General features: G+C 74.4%; 12 protein-coding genes. 3 read left to right on the forward strand and 9 right to left on the reverse strand.

Going from position 1 to position 20500, the window contains the following annotated elements; genetic code table 11:
* Positions 1-7 precede the first annotated feature (7 nt).
* The 7 genes from ACFWVC_RS02840 to ACFWVC_RS02870 all read right to left on the reverse strand — a co-directional run bounded on the left by ACFWVC_RS02840 (position 8) and on the right by ACFWVC_RS02870 (position 12641).
* Positions 8-4717, reverse strand: coding sequence for a hypothetical protein (locus ACFWVC_RS02840; protein WP_384275127.1), 4710 nt, complete (start codon positions 4715-4717; stop codon positions 8-10).
* A gap of 97 nt (positions 4718-4814) precedes the next feature.
* Positions 4815-5696 carry a hypothetical protein gene (locus tag ACFWVC_RS02845; RefSeq protein ID WP_384275132.1) on the reverse strand — a complete coding sequence of 294 codons (882 nt, stop codon included), beginning with the start codon at positions 5694-5696 and terminating at the stop codon, positions 4815-4817.
* A gap of 79 nt (positions 5697-5775) precedes the next feature.
* Positions 5776-7296 (reverse strand): hypothetical protein, encoded by a 1521-nt coding sequence (locus tag ACFWVC_RS02850; RefSeq protein ID WP_384275137.1) that lies wholly within the window; start codon positions 7294-7296, stop codon positions 5776-5778.
* 239 nt (positions 7297-7535) lie between these two features.
* Positions 7536-8600: an SGNH/GDSL hydrolase family protein gene (locus ACFWVC_RS02855; RefSeq protein ID WP_384275143.1), complete on the reverse strand. Its 1065-nt coding sequence runs from the start codon at positions 8598-8600 to the stop codon at positions 7536-7538.
* Positions 8597-9748, reverse strand: a complete 1152-nt coding sequence (locus ACFWVC_RS02860) for a glycosyltransferase (RefSeq protein WP_384275149.1) — start codon at positions 9746-9748, stop codon at positions 8597-8599. Before ACFWVC_RS02860 ends, ACFWVC_RS02855 begins: the two co-directional genes overlap by 4 nt.
* Complete coding sequence (locus tag ACFWVC_RS02865; protein WP_384275154.1) at positions 9745-10866, reverse strand: glycosyltransferase family 4 protein; 1122 nt, start codon at positions 10864-10866, stop codon at positions 9745-9747. Before ACFWVC_RS02865 ends, ACFWVC_RS02860 begins: the two co-directional genes overlap by 4 nt.
* A gap of 320 nt (positions 10867-11186) precedes the next feature.
* Positions 11187-12641, reverse strand: coding sequence for a HEAT repeat domain-containing protein (locus tag ACFWVC_RS02870; protein WP_384275161.1), 1455 nt, complete (start codon positions 12639-12641; stop codon positions 11187-11189).
* A 346-nt stretch (positions 12642-12987) separates the two neighbouring features.
* On the opposite strand from ACFWVC_RS02870, the gene ACFWVC_RS02875 reads away from it, so the two are divergent.
* Entirely contained in the window at positions 12988-14478 is a 1491-nt protein-coding gene (locus ACFWVC_RS02875) for a PP2C family protein-serine/threonine phosphatase (RefSeq protein WP_384275164.1), read from the forward strand.
* Between the two features lie 232 nt (positions 14479-14710).
* Here the strand turns inward: ACFWVC_RS02875 and ACFWVC_RS02880 are convergent, their stop codons facing one another.
* Positions 14711-16186 (reverse strand): hypothetical protein, encoded by a 1476-nt coding sequence (locus ACFWVC_RS02880; protein WP_384275167.1) that lies wholly within the window; start codon positions 16184-16186, stop codon positions 14711-14713.
* A 394-nt stretch (positions 16187-16580) separates the two neighbouring features.
* Between ACFWVC_RS02880 and ACFWVC_RS02885 the strand changes: the two genes are divergently transcribed.
* Positions 16581-17678 (forward strand): aminoglycoside phosphotransferase family protein, encoded by a 1098-nt coding sequence (locus ACFWVC_RS02885; protein WP_384275170.1) that lies wholly within the window; start codon positions 16581-16583, stop codon positions 17676-17678.
* 311 nt (positions 17679-17989) lie between these two features.
* Positions 17990-20017, forward strand: coding sequence for an N-acetylmuramoyl-L-alanine amidase (locus ACFWVC_RS02890; RefSeq protein WP_384275175.1), 2028 nt, complete (start codon positions 17990-17992; stop codon positions 20015-20017).
* Here ACFWVC_RS02890 and ACFWVC_RS02895 read toward each other — a convergent pair.
* The gene (locus ACFWVC_RS02895; protein WP_384275181.1) at positions 19977-20480 is read right to left on the reverse strand and encodes a hypothetical protein; all 504 of its coding nucleotides are present in this window, start codon (positions 20478-20480) and stop codon (positions 19977-19979) included. The two genes, ACFWVC_RS02890 and ACFWVC_RS02895, sit on opposite strands and share 41 nt — an antisense overlap.
* Positions 20481-20500: the final 20 nt, after the last annotated feature.

The following is a 20500-nucleotide window of genomic DNA, read 5'->3' on the forward strand; positions in this document are numbered from 1 at the left end:
GGCCCGGTCAGCCCCCTTGGGCGGCGGGCTGATCGGCCGGGCGGCGGAACATCCGGGTCGCGGTGATCTCGCCGTGCACCGGCTCGGACTCCGGGTCCTGCTGCGGCAGTCCGGGACGCAAGTGCTCCTCCACGCTGATGTACTTCAGCCCGGCCCGCAGGTCGGCGTCATTGCGCAGCCTCACCACCAGCGGGAACTCCGCGAGAGCGGTGGTGTCGAACAGGCCGGTGGTGTAGATCAGCTGCACGCCCAGCGCGTCGGCGACGGCCCGCTGCAACTCCAGCAGGTACGTGGCGTTGGCGCGGCCGATGGGGTTGTCCAGGAAGAGCGTGCCCGCGTGCCGGTGCCGGTCCCGGCCGCGGTCGTTGCTCCGCAGCGCCGCCATCGTGCAGTAGAGCGCGATGGCGGCGGTGAGCAACTGGCCGCCGGAGAAGACGTCGCCCATCTGCCCGACGGGAACCCGCTCGGCACGCAGCACGGCGTCCGGCTTGAGGATCTCCACGGCCACGCCCTTGGGTTCCAGCGCCGCGGCCACCGCGCGCAGCAGCAGGGACATCCCGTCGCGCCGCAGATCGGAGTTCTTGCGGACGGCGGCGCGGGTGGCCTCGTCGATCACCGCGCCGAGCCGCTCGCCGAGGACCGCGTGGTCCGGGTCCTCGAAGCGGATGCGCAGGAACTCCTGCCCCGACCACTCCCCCAGCCCCTCCGGCAGCCGGGACAGCCGCTGCGCGGAGCGCAGCGTCGCCAGTGAGGACTCCACCAGACCGCGCAGCCGGTCCACGATGCTGTCGCGGTTGCGCTCCAGCTGCTCCAGCTCGTCGGTGAGGACACGCAGCCGGGGCTCGAACGCCACGTGCCAGGCCGCCGCGTGCTCCGGCAGCGCCGCGGCCGGAAGTTCCCGGATCTGCTGCCGGGCGGGGGTCCTGACCTGCTCGAAACGTGCGGCGTTGGCGTGCCGCACGAGGACGTCGCTCGCCTCGCGGAGCTGCGCCTCGGCGCCCGACAGGTCGGCGGCGCAGCCGCGCAGGCCGCGGCGGGCCTCGGCGGCGGCCGTCCTGGCCTCCTCCAGGGAGCCGGGGTGCGGCTCGGGCTCGTCCTCCTCCTCGTCGGCCTGCCGGTCGCCGTCCCGGAGCAGGTCGCGCAGGAGCGCGGCCAGTTCGTCGAAGCCGCTCGCCGCGTCCTCGGCGGCGCGATGCGCGCGGACGAGGTCGCCGTGGGCGGCCCGGGCGACGTCGAGCGCGTCGGTGCGGGAGGCGAGTTCGACATTGGCGGCGCGCAGCAGCTCCTGGGCGTGCTCGGCGTCGCGGGGCAGCAGTTCCTCGGGCAGCGCGGTGTGCGCCTCGCCGTCGGCGGGGGCGTGCCGCTCGGCCTCTCCGCGCAGCCGGCCCAGGTGTTCGCTGGCGGTGGCGGCGCGCGCGTCCAGGGTGGCCACGAGCTGTTCGGCGCGGGCGGCGGCGGCCTGCCGGGACGGGCCGTCGGCGCCGTCCGGTCCCTCCAGCAACTGGGCCGCGCGGGTGCGGACCTTGTTGGTCAGGCGCTCCAGCTCGGTGAGCGCCGACTGCTCGCTGCTCTCGGCCCGTGCCTGCTCGGCGCGCAGATCGGCGCCGACCCCGACCTTCTCGTACAGCTGTGACGCCGCCCGGTACGCCTCGCGCAGCGCGGGCAGCGACCCGGCCGGGCGCTCGGCGTCCTGTGCGGCGTCCGCGGACGCCTCGTCGGGGGCGCCGGTGATCTCGGCCCGCTCGGCGCGCAGGACACGGGCGGTGCGACGGGCGTCGTCCGAGGCGCGCTGGGCGGCGCGGCGGTCCTCGTCCGCCGCGCGGGCCAACTGGAGGCACGCCTCGGCGCGGGTCTCCGACTCGGCCGCGTCCTCGGCCAGTTCACGGGTCCTGCGCTGCCAGGTGGCCCGTTCACGCAGCCGGAATGCCAGGCCCGCCAGGGCGTCGGCGGCCCGGCGGGCCTGCTGGGCCGCCTCCTGCCGCTCGTCGCGCAGCCGGGTCGCCTCGGCGGCGGACTCATCGGCCTCCACGCGCCGGCCGCGGGCCTCGGTGAGCTCGTCGCGTGCGGTGCGGGCGGTCTCCCGGGCGGTCTCGACACCCGCCGCCAACTCATCGAGGCGGCCGGGCGGGCAGCCGTCGCGCCACGACGACAGCCGGGCGGCGAGCGTGCGGTCCTCGGCCAGCCGGGCGGCCAGGCCCCGGATGTCCTCCTCCCGGGCGCCCGCACGCGCGCGCAGCGCCTGGCGCTCGCCGTCGGCGGCCAACTCGTCGTGCATCGCCGGGTTCGGCGGCACGAGGAAGACCTCCGGCTCCGGACCTGCCGGGGCCGGCGGCGCCAGCAGCGCCGCGGAGGTGCCGACCGCCACCGTGGACCGGGGCAGCAGCGCCGCCTGCGCCAGCACCTCGCGGGCCCGCGCATGGGTGGCCGGGTCCGTGATGACGACGCCGTCCACCAGCTCCGGCCTGGCGGCCAGCACCGCGGCGTGGTCGGCGGGGTCGACGGCCTGCGCGAGGTACCGCCAGCCCGGGAGCGCGGGGATGCCGTGCTCGCCCAGGTACTCCACCGTGGCCAGCACATCGGGGCCGGGGGGCAGGAGGCCGCCGTCACCGAGGGCCGCCAGGATGCGGGCGTCGTCCGCGGCGGCGGTGCGCAGATCGAACAGCCGGCGCTCGGCGGACGCGACGGCGCCCTCCAGCGTCTGGGTCAACGACTCGGCGAAACCTTCGAGTTCTGCGGCGGTCAGCGGGCCGTCGGCGAGGGCACGACGGAGCGCGCCCGCCGCGGCGGGGCGGCGTGCGCCCGTGGCCTGCGAGGGAATCGCGGCGCCCGGCTCACCGGCGTCACGGCCGCCGTCATCGGCGGGGGCCGGAACGGGAGGCAGGCTCAGTAGTTCCGCGAGGCGCGTCTCGGCGGCCAGGGCGTCGGCGACCCGTGTCTCGGCGGCGTGGGCGGTCTCGGCCGCCGCGAGGGCGTCCGCGGCGCGGGCGGCGGCGAGTTCGGCACGGGACTCGGCGGCTGCGGCCACGCGGGCGAGGTCGCCGGTGCGCCGGGCGGCCTCGCGGGCCGTCTCGGCGGCGCTCGCGGCGGCCTTCTCCGCGTCGGAGGCCTCCAGGGCGGCGCGGGCCGGATCGGCGTCCGGGGCGGAGTCGTCCAGCCACCCGGCACGGACGGCCTCGGCGGTCTCCTGCTCCACCTCGGCGAGGCGCTGCACCAGGTGGCCGGACTCGCTGCGGGCCCGCTGGGCGGCGGTGGCCGCTTCGGTGGCGTCGCGGTGCGCGGCCTCGGACCGCCCCTGCAACTGCGCCGACCGCTCCTCCTCCGCGTCGGCGCGCTCGTCGGCGGTGTCGGCGGCCGCGTGCAGGGCCCGTACGAGGTCCCCCGCTGCTTTGGTGCGGGCCGCGAGCGCGGGTGCCGCGTCGCGCTCGGCCTCGCGGATCGCGGCGGTGACCCGGGCGAGGCGGTCGGCGGCGGCGCGGTGCCGGAGGACGATCTCGGCGGCCTGCCATGCGGACTGGAACGTGCGGGCGTCGTTGAGCTCACGCCGCAGCGCCGCGGCGCTCTTCTCGCCCACGGCCAGCGCCAGCGAGGCGTGCCGGTAGGCGAGTTCGGCGGCGATCAGGGAGCCGCGACCCCGGGCGGCGTCGGCGTCGGTGACGGTGTGCGCGGCCCCGGCCATGTCCTGGGCGAGTTCGGCGGCCCGGCCGCGCTCCTCGTGGGCGCGGGCCGACAGCCTCCTGGCCAGGCCCCGGGTACGGCGCTCGGACTGGGCGTGCACGGCCCGGGCCCGGTCGCGTGCCGCCGCGGCGTCCACGATGCGGCCGAGCAGTTCGAGGGAACCGGCGGTGAAGTCGCGTTCGGCGATGAGTTCGGCGCGGCGGCCCAGTTTCCCGGCGAAGCCGTGCACGAGGTCGGCGAGCCCGTCGGTGTCCCGGGTGTCGGTGACCGCCCGCAGCAGCAGATCGGTGAAGTCGGAGTCCTTCTTGACCGCGAAGAGACCGGCCGCCTCGCCCTCGTCGGCGTTCATCTCCCGCTGGTAGCGGAAGAGTTCGGGGTCCAGGCCGAGCAGTCCCAGATGCTCGTTCCAGCGGTCGTGGATCTCCTCCCACACCACGTCCAGGTGCGGGTAGAAGCGGCCGGCGTCGGTGAGGGCGTCACGGAAGCCCTTCATCGTGCGACGGCGGCCGCGGGCGCCCGAGGTGCCCTCGGCGGCCGGCCGCACGGCGGTGGACTCGGCCACGGGAAGGGAGTCCAGGCTCAGCCCGGGGCCGGGGCGGAAGGAGTACCAGGCCTCGGCGAACCGGCGCGGGTCGGAGGAGACCTGGCGCCCCCGCCACTCGCTGACCTTGCCGACCACGACCAGTTCGCCGGTGACGGTGTGCTGCCACTCCAGCGCGACGTGCCCGCAGTCGTCCGCGAGCAGGAACTTGCGGAGCACGCCGGAGCTCGCGCCGCCGAGCGTGTTGCGGTGGCCGGGCAGCATCACGGAGAAGATCAGCTTCAGCAGGACGGACTTGCCGCCGCCGTTCTCCAGGAAGAGCACACCCGCCGGCGCCGGGCGGCGCGGCGGCCCGGCCGGCTCGTCCTCGAAGAACTCCGCCTGGGCGGGGGCCGGCTGCGGTACGGGCTCGCCCACTCCGCGCAGGTCCAGCACGGTGTCGGCATAGCGTGCGCCGGCCGGCCCGATGGAGTAGAGGCGGACCCGGGACAGCTCGTACATGGCGGACTCTCGTGGTGGTGGTCAGGGATCGGGGGACGGGTGCCGGGACGGGATCCCGGCGGATCAGGGATCGGTGGTCGGGGAGGCGGGCCGGGGCTCAGGAGTGGAAGGGCAGGCCCGCGCCGGCGACGAGGTCCAGGTCCTCGCCGTCCTCGGGCGGCAGCAGCGCGGCGGATTCGTCGGCCGGCGGGACGATGCCCAGGTCCAGGAGCTCGGCCATGGCGGCGCTGCCGGCCATGTCGCGGACCTGCAACTGGTAGCGGGCGGTCGTGCGGAAGGTGCCGCCGGACTCGTCGCCCGTGCGCTGCAGGAAGCCGGAGTCGACGAGGAACGCCACCGCCTTGCCGACGATGCCGGTGGTGGAACCGGCCAGCCGGCGGGCGTCCTTGGTGGCGCCGGTCGCACTGCGGCGCACATACACGCGCCAGGCGGCCTCCAGCCCGGGGGCGTCGCTGGCCGGGTCGGTGTTCTCGCCCTGCTGCTCGGCACGTTCCTCCAGGCGGCGGCAGGCCTGGCGCAGGAAGCCGTCGATGCCGTTGACGGTGACCCGGCCGATGTAGGCGTCGTCGGCCAGGTCCTCCGGGCGGGGGAACGACATGGCCGCGGTGGCCAGATGGGCCAGGCCGTGCAGGAAGCGGTCGCCGGCGTCGGAGGCGGCGCGGCGCGAGTAGTCGCCCATGCGGACGGCGAAGACGGAGTCCTCGCCGGCGGCCATCGCCATGCCCGCGCGCGGCGAGACCTCCAGCACGACCAGGCCGAGCCCGGTCGCGACGGCGTCGGCGAGCCGGGCGAAGGGTGGGTCCTCGCGGTAGCGGCGGATCAGCTCGGCGTACTCGGCGTCGCGGGCGGGCAGCAGCTTCGGCTGGAGTCCGAAGGCCACCAGGCGGGCGGCGTCCGCGGCGTCGGCGGGGGTGACGGCCGCCGGGCCGGCGGCGGGTGCGGGCGGTGGCGCGCTCTCGCCTTCGCGGTGGTCGCTCACGGGGTGGTCTCCTGGGGACGGGCGGTGGTGCGGTGTGCGGTCGGTCGGGCGCCGGGGCGGCCCGGGGCGGGTGAGGCCGTCACGCCACCTCCGAGCGTTCCGCCGCCATCCCGGCCGCGTCCAGCCGGGCGGTTCCCACGATGAGGTCGGCTCCGCCGAACTCGGGGTCGTCCAGTTCGGTGCCGTCGTCGACGGCGAACAGCAGGCGCTCCTCGCCCTGGCGGTAGGCCGTGCCGACCGGCGGGCTGGCGGCGTGCACGGCCAGCAGGGCGACCAGGTAGGGCAGTTCGGGGTCGCGGCGGCGGGCCTCGGCCAGCAGGCCGGACAGCCGGCGCGGGGCGTCGTGCGGGAGGTCGAGCAGATCGAGCGCGGACTCCAGCTGCTCGTCGCTGAAACGGCTGTCGTCCGGGGTGGCGATGAGGTCGGGCTCCGGCATCTCCGCGCCCAGGTGCTCACGTTCCAGCGGCGGGGTCAGGAGCGCATCCACCAGGTCGGTGACGCGCACGGACGCGGCCGTACGGAAGCCGGTGCCCCGGGCGAACCATGCGTCGGTGACGCGGAGCGCCCGTTCGACGGGGAGCGGGAGGACGGGGGCGACCAGCTGCCCGTACAGGTCGAGCACGCCGACGAGGGCGCTGCCGCGCGGGGCGGCGAAGGCCTGGCGGTCCTGTTCGGCGCGGAAGATGGGGCCGGCCTCCAGCAGCCGCGACTGGAGCTGGGTGTGGCGGCGGATGCAGTCCTTGACGATGTCGACGAGTTCGGCGGCGCGGCGCTTGTTCTCCGGGTCCTCGGCCTCGTCGCGGGCCTTGCGGATGTTGGTGAGGATCGCGTTCTCGTGCCGGTAGCGGTCGGCGACGTGGTCCAGCGCCTCGTCGATCATGTCGGGCACGGTGCGCAGCCAGTCGACGGCGCGGACGTTGCGGCGCGTGGCGTCCAGGGCGCGGCGCAGCGACTCGGCGTACTGGACGGTGCGATAGCGGGCCTGCTCGGCGGCGAGCTGGGCGTCGGCGAGCCGGCCGCGGTTGACCAGCACCTCCAGCTTGACCTCGGCCGCGATCTGGGCGCTGGTGACGTCGGTGTCGAGGGCGCCGACCAGGACGTTGACGGCCTCGTCCGTGGTGCGCAGGTAGACCGTGCCGTCGCGGCCCGGGACCTCCTCGACGAGCTTGAAGTCGTAATCCCGGCGGACATAGGACCCGTCGGGCCCGAAAGTGCCGTAAACGGCACGGAAGCCGCGGTCGACACTGCCGACGTTGATCAGGTTCTCCAGCACCCAGCGGGCCACGCGCTCGTGCTCGGCGACGGAACGGCCCGGTGCCTGGGCGGCGACGCGGGGCATCAGCCGGGAGATTATCTGGTCGTGGTCGGCCCCGGTGTCGAAGTCCATGTTGAGCGTGACCAGATCGATGGCGGCCAGGGCGACCTCCGCCATCGCGTACACCGAGTACTCGCCCGCCAGGTTGGCCTTGCGCACGTCGAGATCGTGCAGCGGCGCGGTGCAGGCCAGGGCCTTGAGCCGACGGGCCAGGCCCTCGTCGGCGGCGGGTCCCGGCGCGGGCCGGACACCGCCGCTGAACTGGTGCGGAACGGTGGTGGTCACGCAGACAGACTAGGCGGTCCCACCGACATCGGCCGAAACGACGCGGACCGGCCGGTCTGTCCCCCCGCCGCTTCCGCCGTCTTCCGTGGCTTCAGCCGTTTTACCGCCTCATACGCCTTCTGTTCCTTCTCCATCCTTCTGTCCCTTCCGGGGTTTTCGGGCGCCGCTCCCGGCCGGGTCCTGCGCGGAAGCCGACGGACCGGTCCGCGCCCGCCCGGGACGGAGGGCGCGGTCCCGCGTCACGTCGTCGGCGTCATGCCCGAAAGGCGTGCGAGCGCCAGCTCGGTGGCGAGCCGGGACCGCAGGTCCAGCAGGCCGTCGGTGCCCGCGAGGCGGTGCCGGGCCTCCTGGCCGGCCAGCCGCATCAGGTCGGGCAGCAGGTCCGTGCAGCGGGCGACCACCCAGCGCGTGCCCTTGGTCGCCATCCACAGCACGCTCGCCGCGGCGCCGGGCCCGGGACCGCCGGGGACCGTGGACGGCGGCTCACCGACCGGCAGTCCCTCCGCGACCAGCAGGTTGTGGAACTCGCGGGCCAGCAGGCGGTGTCCCAGCTCGCTCGGGTGCAGCCGGTCCGCGCTCCACGACGTGCGGTCGGCGACCCAGGAGTGGCGCGCGGCGTGCAGGTGCACCGCCCCGTACCGCTCCGACAGGGCGTGCACGACCGCGTTCAGCTCCGCCATGCGCCGTCCCAGCGGGCGGGCCAGCGGCCACGGCAGCCCCAGCATGCGCCCGGGGTCGGGCAGGCAGGCGGTGAGCACCACCGCGCCGTGGGCGCGGAGTTGACCGACGACCGCGTCGAGCCGCCGGGCGACGGTGACGATGTCGAATGAGCCGCGGAGCGTGTCGTTGGCGCCGACCACCACGGACGCGATGTGCGGGCGGTGGCCGAGCGCCTCCTTCAGCTGCTCCTCGGCGACGTCCTTGGTGAGGGCGCCGCTGCGCGAGCAGTTGATCATCCGTACGTCCGAGGGCTCCGCGGCGAGACCGGCGGCCAGCAGCGCGGCCCAGCCGCGCCATCCGCCGGGGACGGGGTCGCCGAGCCCGGCGGTGAGGGAGTCGCCGAGCGCGACGAAGCGCACCTCCCGTGTGCCGAGCTTCGACACCAGGGACGGTACGGACGGTCGGGCCGGCGACGCGGGCGCGGGCGCGGCGACCGGGACGACGGGTGTGACCGTGACCGGCACGGCGGCAGGTATGCCCGCGGTGACCGGAGGAGCGACCGGCACGGCGGCGACGGAGCCCACGGAGGCCGGAGGTCCGGGCATTTCCGCGGTGACGGGTACGTCGGTGCCCGCCGTGGTCATGTCGTGACCTCCGGGCTGTACACGGGGGCGGCGTCGTGGGCGGCGAGGAAGGCGTTGACCGCGGTGGGCCAGCCGTACCGTTCGGCCTGGGCGCGGGCGACGGCGCGCCGGACGTGCTCGGGCCGGGACAGCAGGTGGCTGACCGCGTCGGCGAAGGCGGGGCCGTCGTCCGTGGCGGCGGCCCCGGCAGGGCCCAGGATGTCGGGCAGGGCGGACAGGGCACTGGCGACGACCGGGGTGCCGCAGGCCAGTGCCTCCAGGGCGGACAGCCCGAAGGTCTCCACGGGGCCGGGCGCCAGGACCACATCGGCGGTGGCCTGGAGCGCGGAGAGCGACTGCCGGCCGGAGACGTGGCCGAGGAAGGAGACCGGCAGCCGGGCCTCGCGGGCGCGCGCCTCCAGCCGTTCCCGCATCGGCCCCTCGCCGGCGACGACGAGCACCGCGTCCACGCCCTGGCTGCGCATGTACGCCAGTGCCTCCAGCGCGCGGCCGGGACGCTTCTCCGGTGACAGCCGTGAGCACATCACCATCAGGATCTCCGCGCCGCCCGCGTACCGGGCCCGCAGCTCCGGGTCGTGGTACGACGGGTGGCAGTTCTCCAGGTCGACGCCGAGCGGTGCGCGCACCACGTTGCGGGCGCCGATCCGCTCGAACTCGGCCGCGGCCCAGCCCGTCGTGCACACGATGCGCGAGTAGTGGTGCGCGCTGCGCCGGTTGATGCGGTCGGCGGCGTTCTGTGCCATGGCGCTGGGCATGCCCCAGGTGCGCAGAACACCGTCGACACTCTCGTGGCTCACCATGACGGCGCGCACCCGGCGGCGGCGGGCCCACTCGCCGGTCCAGCGCAGCGTCGTGCGGTCGGAGACCTCCAGGCGGTCCGGGCGCAGCGAGTCCAGGAGCCGCTCCAGGCGCGGGCGTCCGGTCAGCACGCGGTAGCCGCCGGTGCCGGCGACCAGCGGGCCGGGGAGGGTGATGACGCGGCCCTGGGAGGTCATCTCGTCGGAGCCGGTGGCCCCGGGGACGATCAGGACGGATTCGTGGCCGGCGGCGACGTAGCCCTCGCCGAGGTGGCGCAGCGCGGTGCGCAGGCCGCCGGAGGTGGGGGTGACGAAGTTGGCGAGCCGGACGATGCGCAGGGGGCGGTTCATGCGGCCACCGCCGTACGCTCGTCGAGCACCTGCGCGTAGTGGCCGAGCAGCAGGTCGCCGACGGCCTCCCAGGTGCGGGCGGCGACGTCGGCACGGCCTGCGGCACCGAACTGGTCGCGCATCGCGGGCGCGGAGGCGAGCGTCCGTACGGCCTCGGTGACCGCGTCCACGTCGCCGGGGGGCACCAGCAGGCCGGTGCGGCCGTGCGTCACCAGGTCCAGCGGACCGCCCACGGCGGGTGCGACCACCGGCAGGCCGCTCGCCATGGCCTCCTGCACCGTCTGGCAGAACGTCTCGAACGGGCCGGTGTGGGCGAAGACGTCCAGCGACGCGTAGATCCGCGCCAGGTCGTGGCCGGTGCGCCGGCCGAGGAAGACCGCGCCCGGCAGCGCCTCGCGCAGGCTCGGGGCGCTCGGCCCGTCGCCGACGATGATCACCTTCACGCCGGGCAGCCCGCAGGCGCCGGCCAGCAGCTCCACGTGCTTCTCCTGGGCGAGGCGGCCGATGTAGCCGACCAGCACCTCGCCATTGGGGGCGAGTTCACGGCGCAGCGACTCGTCACGGTGCGAGGGGTCGAAGCGCGAGGAGTCCACGCCGCGCGGCCACAGGTGGACCCGCGGCACGCCGTGCGCCTCCAGGTCGTTCAGCGACGCGCTCGACGGGGCGAGCGTGCGGTCCGCCGCGGAGTGCACGGCGCGGATGCGGCGCCACGCGGTGTTCTCACCGAGGCTCAGGTACGTACGGGCGTAGCCCGCCAGGTCCGTCTGGTAGACGGCCACGGCCGGGATGTGCTGCCGGGTGGCGGCGGCCATGCCGCGCACCCCCAGGATGAACGGGCTGGCCAGGTGGACCAGTTCCGCGCGGTGCGCGGCGATCGCCGCGGCGGTCCGGCGGCTCGGCAGCGCCACCCGCACCTGCGGGTAGCCGGGCAGCGGCAGCGACGGTACGCGGACGACCGGGCACGGGTCGTCTCCGGGTGGTACGTCGTGCGGTCCTGCTGGCGCGATCACCAGCGGTTCATGGCCCTTTCGGGCCAGGTGCTCGGCCGTGCGCAGGGCGCAGTGGGCCACTCCGTTGACGTCGGGAGGGAAGGACTCTGTGACGATGGCTACTCGCATACGGACGTTGTCGGCTCTCCGGGCGTGTTCCCGGCCACGTGGATCTTTCACCTTGGGGAACGGGCCGTGAGCGTTGGCCCCTCACTGCGCCTTCCGCCCGAAGCGCCGGTCCCTACGCGAACCGGGGCCAAGTGATCGACTGCCGCGGAAGGCGCCGTGCCACGACGGTGAAACGGCTCTGCGAGTGCCATCCGTTGAAGGAGAACGCCGCCGGTTCCCCGCGAGTTCCCACGCCTCGCGGATGTGTCCGAAAACCGGTGCCCGCCAAGCCTGTTGCGAAGCCCGTTGCCCAGCCTGACGCCAGACGCGTCCGGGCGCGGTCAGCGGGCGGGTTCGCCCGAGCTGAGGCGGCCGCGGACCGCGGTCTGGACCTCGGCCTCCTCCGCGGGGTCGGCGGCGAGCCGGCGGAGCTGGGCGAGGACGCGGACGTCGGCGGTGGTCGCCGCGCGGGCGGCGAGCTCGCGGGTGGTCTCCTCGCAGTCCCAGAGGCACTCGACGGCGAGGCCGGCCCCGAAGGAGGGGTCGGTGCGCGCGAGGGCGTGGGCGGCGACGCCGCGCAACTGGGAGGAGGAGGTCTCGCGGTAGATGTGGCGCAGCACCGGGGCGGCGCAGTCGATCCTGAGTCGGCCGGTGCCCTCGACGAGCTCGGCCAGCCCGTCGGCGTCGGCCCCCTCGCGCTGGACGAGGCGGCGCAGTGCGCCGAGCACGCGGTCGGCGTCCTGCGCGCCACCGCGGCAGGCGAGCATACGGGCCGCGGCGGCACCGAGCGCGTCGTCGCGGGCGGACCAGGCGCGGGCGCGGGTGAGGGCGGCGACGCTGCGCATGCGGGCGAACGATTCCAGCGCGGCGCGGGCGACGAGGTCGGAGGGACCGGCGGCCGCGGCCTCCACGAGGTCGAGGGCGGCGCGGTCCTGACGGTCGGCGAGATGCCGCAGGGCCGCGGCACGGGCGGCGTCCGGACCGCCGCGGGCGGCGTCGAGCAGTTCGTCGCGGTCGTCGGGACCGGCTACGGCGGCGAGGCAGCGGGCGGCGGGCGCGTCACGGTACTGCGGCGGGTTGGCGGCCAGGCCCTCCTCCGCCCAGTCCAGCACGGCGCGCACGCTCCACCCCGGCGTCGGGCCGGCGGGCCGCATCTGGCGTTGCCATCGGTCGAAGGCGGTCTGCTCCGAGGCCTTGCGCACCCGGTCAGAGACGGCGGGGTCCGGATCCTCGGCCCACAGCCGCCAGGGCCGGGGCTCGTACGCCTCGCGCAGCGCGGCGGCCAGCCGCGCGTCGCCCTCGGCGGTCTGCGGGAAGCGGGCGAGGATCGCGGGACCGAGTGCCCTCAGCGACTCGTCGTCGTCACGCACCGCGAGCTCGTCAAGCGCCCATTCCCAGTTGCCGCCCGTGGCGGCGTAGCGGCGGAGCAGCAGCACGGCGTCGCGGCGGCCGTAGCCGGCGAGGTGGCCGAGCACGGACAGCGCGAGGCCGCAGCGGTGCTCGTCGGGACCGGTGGTGCCGACGGGGGCGTCGTCGGAGCCGCCGAGGTCGTCCGGGTCGAAGAGGTGTTGTTCGATGCCGTCGAGCGGACCCTCGAGCTCGGAGTACAGGCGCGCGTAATAAAGGGAGCGTGACTCCACGCGCCAGTCGTGGCGGGGGTCGCGCAGGACGCACTGCTCCAGCGCGGCGAGCGCGTCGGCTCGCTGCGCCGCGAGGGCATGCAGGGTCCCGTCTCCGCGTCCTCGCTGGAGGAGGCCGAGAAGGGTACCGCTGGGCGCTATGTCGGGGTCGAACATGAGGTCAGCATCCGGTGCGGGAGATAGGTTGGCAACGGGATTTCCCGTTACCGACTGCGAGGTATCTTCGCAGATCGTCCCGGGTTCAAACCCTGTGGCCAGGGCCGGGGCGGCCCGCGGGGGCCCCCGCGGTCGACGGGCCGAAGCTTACCCGGACCGGGCCATTCCGCGGAGGGTGAACACGTCCCGGGCCGCAAGGCTTCCGGCATATGCCGGAAGCACCACCGGATCGGGTATCGCCGAAACCCTTACAGGCCCTCACGCCTTGTGCAACAGTCGTGACTGGCCCATCCGTACGGCCCCAGTTCGGCCGGCGTCCGCATCGGAGACATGTTCGGAGAGCGTCATGCCGCCCCATTTGCATGAGGATCGTGACACCGCGAAACCGGAGCCCGGTGCCGTGGACGCGCTCATCTCCCAGGCACGTCAGTTGCGCGGCAAGGTCGACGCGGTGCGCCGCGACGCGGCCGACGACACGGAGGACCCGCAGCAGCGCTGGCAACGCGCGCTGTGCGACCTGGCCGTCCACCAGCTGGACGACCTGGGCGAGCATCTCGGCCAGCTCCGCGAGGGGCTGCCCGCCGCCGCGGCCGCCACGAACACGGGTACGGCGCAGAGCCGTGACACCGCGGCCTACGCGCCGCCCGAGACCTTCCTCTCCGTCCCCGCCCCCGGCCGTGCCGCCGTGCAGGCCCTGGGGCGGGCCGGCAGCGCCGAGTGGGATCTGGTCACGGACGGTGTCGAGTGGTCGGACGAGCTGTACCGCATCTTCGGGCGGGAGCACCACGACGGACCGCTGACCCTGGACGAGCTGCCCTCGTTCCTCTTCGCCGAGGACCAGGCGGTCCTCAGCACGGCCGTCACCGGCTGTCTGGTGGACGCCCGGCCGATCGACTGCGAGTTCCGCATCGTCTGCCCGGACGGTGCGGTGCGCACGGTGCACATGGTGGGCGAGCCGGTGCTCGACGCCGCCGGCGCCACCGCCTCGATGTGGGCGGTGCTCCGCGACGTCAGTGAACTGCGCCGCAGCCAGCGAACGCTGCGTGAGACCCGTGACTCGCTGCAGCGCGAGCGGCAGATCGCGCAGACCGAGCACCGGCTGGCGGTCGAGCTGCAGGAAGCCGTGCTGCCGCCGTGGCGCGGCTCCCTGCGGTTCCCGCAGGACGGCGGCCCGCCCGCGGTCGACCTGGCCGCGCATTACCTGCCGTCCGCGACCAGCGCCCTCATCGGCGGCGACTGGTACGACGCACTGCAACTGCCGAACGGCTCGGCGCTGCTGACCGTCGGCGATCTGACCGGGCACGGGGTGTCCGCCACCTCCGGCATGGCGATGCTGCTCGGCGCGCTGCGCGGCATGGCCGTGGCCGGGCTGGAGCCCGGCCCGCTGATGGGCTGGCTCAACCAGATGCTGGACAGTTCCGCCCAGCCCGCCCTGGGCAGCGCCCTGTGCTGCCGCTACGACCCGGCCGACCGCAGCCTGGTGTGGTCGCAGGCCGGCCATCCCGCCCCGCTGCTCTTCCGCGACGGGACGGGGCAGCGGCTGGAGGCGCCGGAGGGCGTGCTCCTCGGCGCCACCGCGGGCGCGCAGTACGGTCAGGCGACCGTGCGGGTGTTGCCCGGCGATCTGCTGGTGCTGCACACCGACGGGCTGACGCCGCGCCGCCCGGGTCGCGGGACGGCCGCGGACGCGCCCGCCGGAGTGCGCCGGTTGCTGGAGCTCGGCCCGAGGTTCGCCCAGGCCCGCACTCCTCAGGAGTGTGTACGGATCGTGGTGGAGGAACTCGGCGCCCCCGAGCGCGAGGACGACGCCTGCGTGCTCATCGCCAAGTTCCACTGACCGCCGTGAACCACTGACCGACGTGGCCGTCCGGTCACGGACGACGTTCACGGCAGCGGGTCACCGCTTGTACACCGGTACATCTGTGCGCGCTGCTGCCGCACGTGCTCGCGGTCACATCCGAAGGGGTGTCCGGACGCTCGGGAGAGCCGGCTCGTTCGGCGTCGAGTCGGCTGGTCCCGGTTCAGGGCACCCGGTCGGCGGTGCGGACGGTGCGATCGGCGCGGGTGGATCAGATGGCCGTGCCCCGGTGCTTCGGCGAGCTGGGCAGTGAGTTCTCGATCTCCTCGCGCAGGTCCTGGATCTTGGTGAAGTCGGCATAGCGCGCCGTGAGCCGGTACATCTCCCGCAGCCGGTCCCAGGTGCGCACCGAGGAGTTCTGCTGGATGGTGAGCAGCGCGAGTCGCGCGTAACGGTCCGCCTGCTCCGGGTCGTCGGCGATGAACAGGGCCGAGGCGAGCGAGATGTAGTCGAAGATGTTGGAGCGCTCACGGCCCTTGCCGCGCAACTCCAGCGCCTGCCGGGCGTGCATCTGCGCCTGCCGGGCCGCGAGCGGCTCGTGCTCGGCGAGAGTGCGGAACGCCAGCGCCTGCATGCCGTGCAGGTCGGCCTCGTCGAACATCTGCATCCAGCTGGGCGGTGGGACGTCGCCCCGGTCCGAGGCGAAGAGGTCCTCCGCCTCGCCGAGGGTGCGGCGCATCGCCTGGCCCCGGCCCATGGACGCCTGTGCCCAGGCCTCGATGGTGCAGAGCATGGCGCGGGTGCGGGGCAGCGTCTGCTCCCCCGAGCCGGACTGCGCCAGTTTCATCAGGTCCAGGGCGTCGTCGGGACGGCCCAGGTGCACCATCTGCCGGGCGGCGCGGGACAACGCCTCGCCGGCCCGCGGCCGGTCGCCGCCCTCGCGGGCGGCGTGCGCCGCGATCACGAAGTACTTCTGGGCGGTGGGTTCCAGGCCCACGTCGTGCGACATCCACCCGGCCAGTACCGCCAGGTTGGCGGCCACGCCCCACAAGCGGCGTGTGAGGTGCGTGGGGTGGTGGTAGGCGAGCATGCCGCCCACCTCGTTGAGCTGGCCGACGACCGCCTTGCGCTGCAGCCCGCCGCCGCGGGCCGCGTCCCAGGCGCGGAACACCTCGACCGAGCGTTCCAGCGCCTCGATCTCCTGGGAGCCGATGGGGGCCGCCTCGTACCGGTCGTAGGAGGCGGCGTCGGCGGTGAAGGGGTCACCTGTGATCTGTGGCCCGGCGGTGATCGCCGGATCGGTGTGGAGCCAGTCGTACATGGCGTTGCTGATTGCGGAGCCCGCGGCGAGCGCGGCGCCCGCGCCCACCAGACCGCGTCGGTTGAGCATGAGGTCCATTCCCGTGAATTCGGTGAGGACCGCGGCTGTTCGCTCCGGTGGCCAGGGCAGTCCGTCGGCGCTGACGGCCTGCTTCTTCCCCGTACGCCGATGCCGGCCGAACCCGAGATCCTCGATGGTTACGACACGGCCGAGGCGCTCGGTGAACAGTGCGGCCAGCACGCTCGGGACGGGTTCGCGCGGGGATTCCCCGGTATCGATCCAGCGGCGCACGCGCGAGGTGTCGGTCGCCAGCTGCGGGTGGCCCATGGCCGCCGCCTGCCGGTTGACCAATCGCGCGAGCTCTCCTTTGGACCATCCGGTGAGTGCGAACAGGTCCGCGAGCCGTGTGTTGGCTTCCTTGTCCATTCAAGCCCCCAGGTTCCTCGGCACTCTTGACACTAATGGCCGGTCACAGCCGCCGCGAGCATTCGCCAGGGTTCGCCAGGGTTCGCCAGATGGTCTGCCACCCGCAATCAGTGGTCAAGTAAGAACGCGCCACCCGGCCCGGCACCAGTCGGCTCGCGAACGGTCGCAATCGAGCATCTTTCGAAAAACGCCGATCAGCGTTGAACACCTTGAGATGCCGATGCGTACTTGTCCGCGAGGGGCACACGGCGCGTGGAAGGAACGGACCGCCGGCCCGGACCCGCATTCCCCAGGATGCGGGACCGGCCCCGGTTGGAATCCGGCTCCGCCCCACGCGCCGGCCCGCCACCTCGTCAAGAGCTCGTTGGCACACGAAGGGATCTGTCTCCCCCTCATGTATTCAGCATCGTCCTCCGTGTCCGCACCGCCCCGGCCGACTCAGCTCCCGGGGTTCGCCGGGACAGGGACCGCCGTACGTCCGCGACCCGTGCTTCCCGCCCCGCGACGGGGTGCCCCGGGCGGTGTCTCCCATCCGCTCAGCGGGAGGCTCGACTTGACCGGCCCACAGGGCGCCCAGCTGCGCTCGGCCATCGCCTCTGTGCAGCGCATCGCCCCGGAGTTCACCCCTGTCCAGATGCTGCGCCGCAGCAGCCGCTCGGTGCTGCTCGTGGGCACCTCCGGGCGGGCGCCCGCCGTGGCCAAGTGCCTGCTCGACCACTCCCCCGGCTGGGTGGAGCGGTACCGGCACGAGATCGCCGCGTACCGGGCGTTCGTGCGGCACCGGCCGCCGGTCCGGGTGCCCCGGCTGATCGCCGCCGACCCCGAGAGCTGCACGCTGGTCCTGGAGCGCATGCCGGGACGGGTCGCCGCCCTGCAGCGGCACCCCTCCGAGGCACCGCCGCGCGCCGATGTGCGCATGGCGCTCGGCGCGATCTCCCGGCTCAACATGTGGCGGCCGCCGGCCGGCGTCTTCGACGCCCCCGTCGACTACGCGGCCCGGCTCTCCCGCTACCACGAGCTGGGTCTGCTCACCGACCGCGACATGGGCGACCTGCAGAAGCTGCTGCACGGCCTGGCCCACGTCCAGGGGCAGTTCAACCACGGCGACGCCCTGCTGTCGAACGTCCTGCTCTCCCCGGCCGGCCCGGTGCTGGTCGACTGGGAGCACGCGGGCTGGTACCTGCCCGGCTACGACCTCGCGGTGCTGTGGATGATACTGGGCGACGACCCGATGACCCGGCGCCAGATCAGCCAGATGGCCCAGGCCGCGGGACCGATCGCGCGTGACGCCTTCCTGGTGAATCTGATGCTGGTCACCACCCGGGAGATCCGCACCTACGAGACCGCCATGCAGCGCACCATGCGCGGCACCGTCCCGGCCGGTCCGGGCGCGGCGGAGGCCGGTGAGGAGCAGCGGCTGCTGCTGCGCCGGCTGCACGACGACGCGGGGCTCGCCCGGCGGGCCGTACGGGCCGCCGTCGGCACGAGGTGACCTGCGGGGCGGTGCGGGGCGGTTCCGCCCCCGGCCGGTGGCCGCGCGCCGCCGCCGTGGACCCGGAGGCCAGGGGAGAGTCCTCCGGCGCCGCCGTACGACGGGGCACACGGCCCGTCAGCCGGGACCGAACGGGCACCAGTGGTCCAGTCCACTGACGCACCGCAGGCCACGGCGCCCGTGTCAGGAAAGCACCGACACGGGCGCTGACATGCACGAACGCACTCCTCCTCGGGTAGTTGACGGATGATCGGCTCGCGGGATACCTCTGTGGTTTCCGATCGGCCCCGTGCGTCACACAGGAGGCTGCAGTGCGAGGAGTCACCCCCCACCCCGCCAGACGCCGGCACCGGAACGTCGTCACCACGGCCACGGCGAGCGTCGCCGTGGGCGCGTTGCTGTCGGCGCTCCCACCCTCGCCCGCCGCGGGCGCGACACCGCCCGGCACCCGGGCCCCGCTGCAACGGGCCTTCGCGGCCGCGGCCGAGCGCTACCACGTACCCGAGAGCGTGCTGCTGGGTGTCTCCTACCTCGAGTCGCGGTGGGACACCCATCGGGGGCTGCCCAGCGTCACCGCCGGCTACGGGCCCATGCATCTGACCGACGCGCGTACCGCGCTCGCCGACTTCCCCCAGCGGGGTGACGGTGGGGAGGATCCGCGCGGCGACGAGCAACGACCGCTCGAGGACGCCGCCCTGACCGCCCTGACCGCCCGGGCGACGCGTTCACTGCCCGCGACGCTGACCACGCTCGACCGCGCCGCCCGGCTCACGGGCCTGAGCGCCGCCGATCTGCGCGAGCGCGCCGCGGCGAACGTCGAGGGCGGCGCGGCCCTGCTCGCCCAGGCGCAGAAGTCCCTCGGTGCGGCGCTGAGTTCGGACCCCGCACAGTGGTACGGGGCGGTCGCCCGCTACTCGGGCGCCGACGACACCGCGACCGCCGCCTCCTTCGCCGACGACGTCTTCCAGGTGATCCGGGACGGCGCCCGGCGCACCACGGACGACGGCGCGGAGGTGGCCCTGGAGGCACACCCCGGACTGGCCCCGGACACCGCCCAGGTCCACGCGCTGGGACTCCACGACGTCGACCGGGACGGGACCGAGTGCCCGCGGACGGTGGCGTGCGAGTGGCTGCCCGCGCCCTACACGGAGTACGGCGACAAGAACTACGGCAACCACGACCTCGCCGACCGCCCCCACGACCAGTCGATCGACTACATCGTCGTCCACGACACCGAGGCCACCTGGGACACCTCGCTCCAACTGGTGCAGAAGCCCGACTACCTGGCCTGGCACTACACCGTCCGCTCGGCGGACGGCCACATCGACCAGCACGTGAGGACCAAGGACGTCGGCTGGCACGCCGGCAACTGGTACGTCAACGCCAAGTCGATCGGCGTCGAGCACGAGGGCTTCCTGACCGACCCGGGCACCTGGTACACCGAGGCGATGTACCGGGCGTCGGCGCGCCTCGTGCGCTACCTCGCGCACCGGTACGACATCCCGCTGGACCGGCAGCACATCCTCGGCCACGACAACGTCCCCGGGACCACCTCCGCGTACATCGCCGGCATGCACACCGACCCCGGTCCCTACTGGGACTGGGCGCACTGGTTCGAGCTGATGGGCGCGCCCTTCCACGCCACCTCGGGCCCCGCCGGCGGCCTGGTGACGATCGCCCCCGACTACGACGGCAACCGCCCCGTCTACACCGGTTGCGCGACGGCGGGCGACACCTGTCCCGTCCGCGGCTCCGAGGCCGTCCGGCTGTACACCGAGCCCCGCGAGGACGCCCCGCTGGTGAAGGACACCGGCCTGCACCCGGCCGGCGACTCGACGACCGGGGTCAACGACACCGGCGCCCGTGCGTCCACGGGCCAGCAGTACGCCGTCGCCGAGCGACGGGGCGACTGGACGGCGATCTGGTACCTCGGGCAGGAGGCGTGGTTCCGCAACCCGCTCACCGAGCCGACCGCCGCCGACGGCCGCGGCTGGGTGGTCACCCCGAAGGACGGGCGGACCGATGTGCCCGTGTACGGGCGTGCCTACCCGGAGGCGGCCGCCTATCCGGCCGGGGTGCCGGTACAGCCGGACTCACCGCTGCCGTACAAACTGCTCGCCGGCCAACGGTATGTGGTCGGGCAGGCGACGCGCGGCGAGTACTTCCGCGCGGTCACCTTCGACGCCTCGCAGCATGTGGTGGTGCGCGGCCGACAGGTCTACTACGAGATCCAGTTCGGTCACCGGGTGGCCTATGTGAAGGCCGAGGACGTGACCGTGCTGCCGTCGGAGACCGGGTTCAGCCCTGCTGCTGGAACATTTCCGCGGGCAGGGGCTTGAGCAACTGGTAGAGGTCGTCGGTGATCGGCCGGTCCCAGGTGGCGATGGTGACCAGCACACCGTCGCTGCGGTCGAACTGGGTGCAGGACACGCGTCCCTCGGACAGCTTGATCCTGCGGACGATCAGCAGGTTGTCACCGTGCATGACCGGGGTGTCCTCGGTGCCGACGACCTCGACCGGCTCCTCGTTGCCGAGCGCGGCGAGCAGCTGGGCGACCTCGAAGGGGGGCTGGCCCTCTTCGAGGTCGCGTGCCGGCGAGCCCTCGGGGAGGTTGCCGATCAGCATGGCGGGACCGCGGCCGCCGAACAGGTCGTAGCGCAGGAAGATGCCCTGGCAGCTGCCGTCCTCTCCGGGCAGCAGCCCGGCGCCCAGTTCGCCCGGCCAGTCGCCCGGGTCCATGGCCAGGACGTCGAATTCCGGCCCTGTGGGCGTTGCGGCACTGCGGCGGCGGAGGAACGACATGCGCCCATCGTACGGTCCCC

This window comes from Streptomyces sp. NPDC058691 (assembly GCF_042714775.1).
Classification (GTDB): Bacteria; Actinomycetota; Actinomycetes; order Streptomycetales; family Streptomycetaceae; genus Actinacidiphila.

Excerpts from the sequence above, each read along its gene's own strand:
- ACFWVC_RS02840 (WP_384275127.1), bottom strand. The coding sequence starts at position 4,717 with ATGTACGAGCTGTCCCGGGTCCGCCTCTACTCCATCGGGCCGGCCGGC.
- ACFWVC_RS02855 (WP_384275143.1), bottom strand. The coding sequence starts at position 8,600 with ATGACCACGGCGGGCACCGACGTACCCGTCACCGCGGAAATGCCCGGA.
- ACFWVC_RS02860 (WP_384275149.1), bottom strand. The coding sequence starts at position 9,748 with ATGAACCGCCCCCTGCGCATCGTCCGGCTCGCCAACTTCGTCACCCCC.
- ACFWVC_RS02865 (WP_384275154.1), bottom strand. The coding sequence starts at position 10,866 with ATGCGAGTAGCCATCGTCACAGAGTCCTTCCCTCCCGACGTCAACGGA.
- ACFWVC_RS02870 (WP_384275161.1), bottom strand. The coding sequence starts at position 12,641 with ATGTTCGACCCCGACATAGCGCCCAGCGGTACCCTTCTCGGCCTCCTC.
- ACFWVC_RS02875 (WP_384275164.1), top strand. The coding sequence starts at position 12,988 with ATGCCGCCCCATTTGCATGAGGATCGTGACACCGCGAAACCGGAGCCC.
- ACFWVC_RS02880 (WP_384275167.1), bottom strand. The coding sequence starts at position 16,186 with ATGGACAAGGAAGCCAACACACGGCTCGCGGACCTGTTCGCACTCACC.
- ACFWVC_RS02885 (WP_384275170.1), top strand. The coding sequence starts at position 16,581 with ATGTATTCAGCATCGTCCTCCGTGTCCGCACCGCCCCGGCCGACTCAG.
- ACFWVC_RS02895 (WP_384275181.1), bottom strand. The coding sequence starts at position 20,480 with ATGTCGTTCCTCCGCCGCCGCAGTGCCGCAACGCCCACAGGGCCGGAA.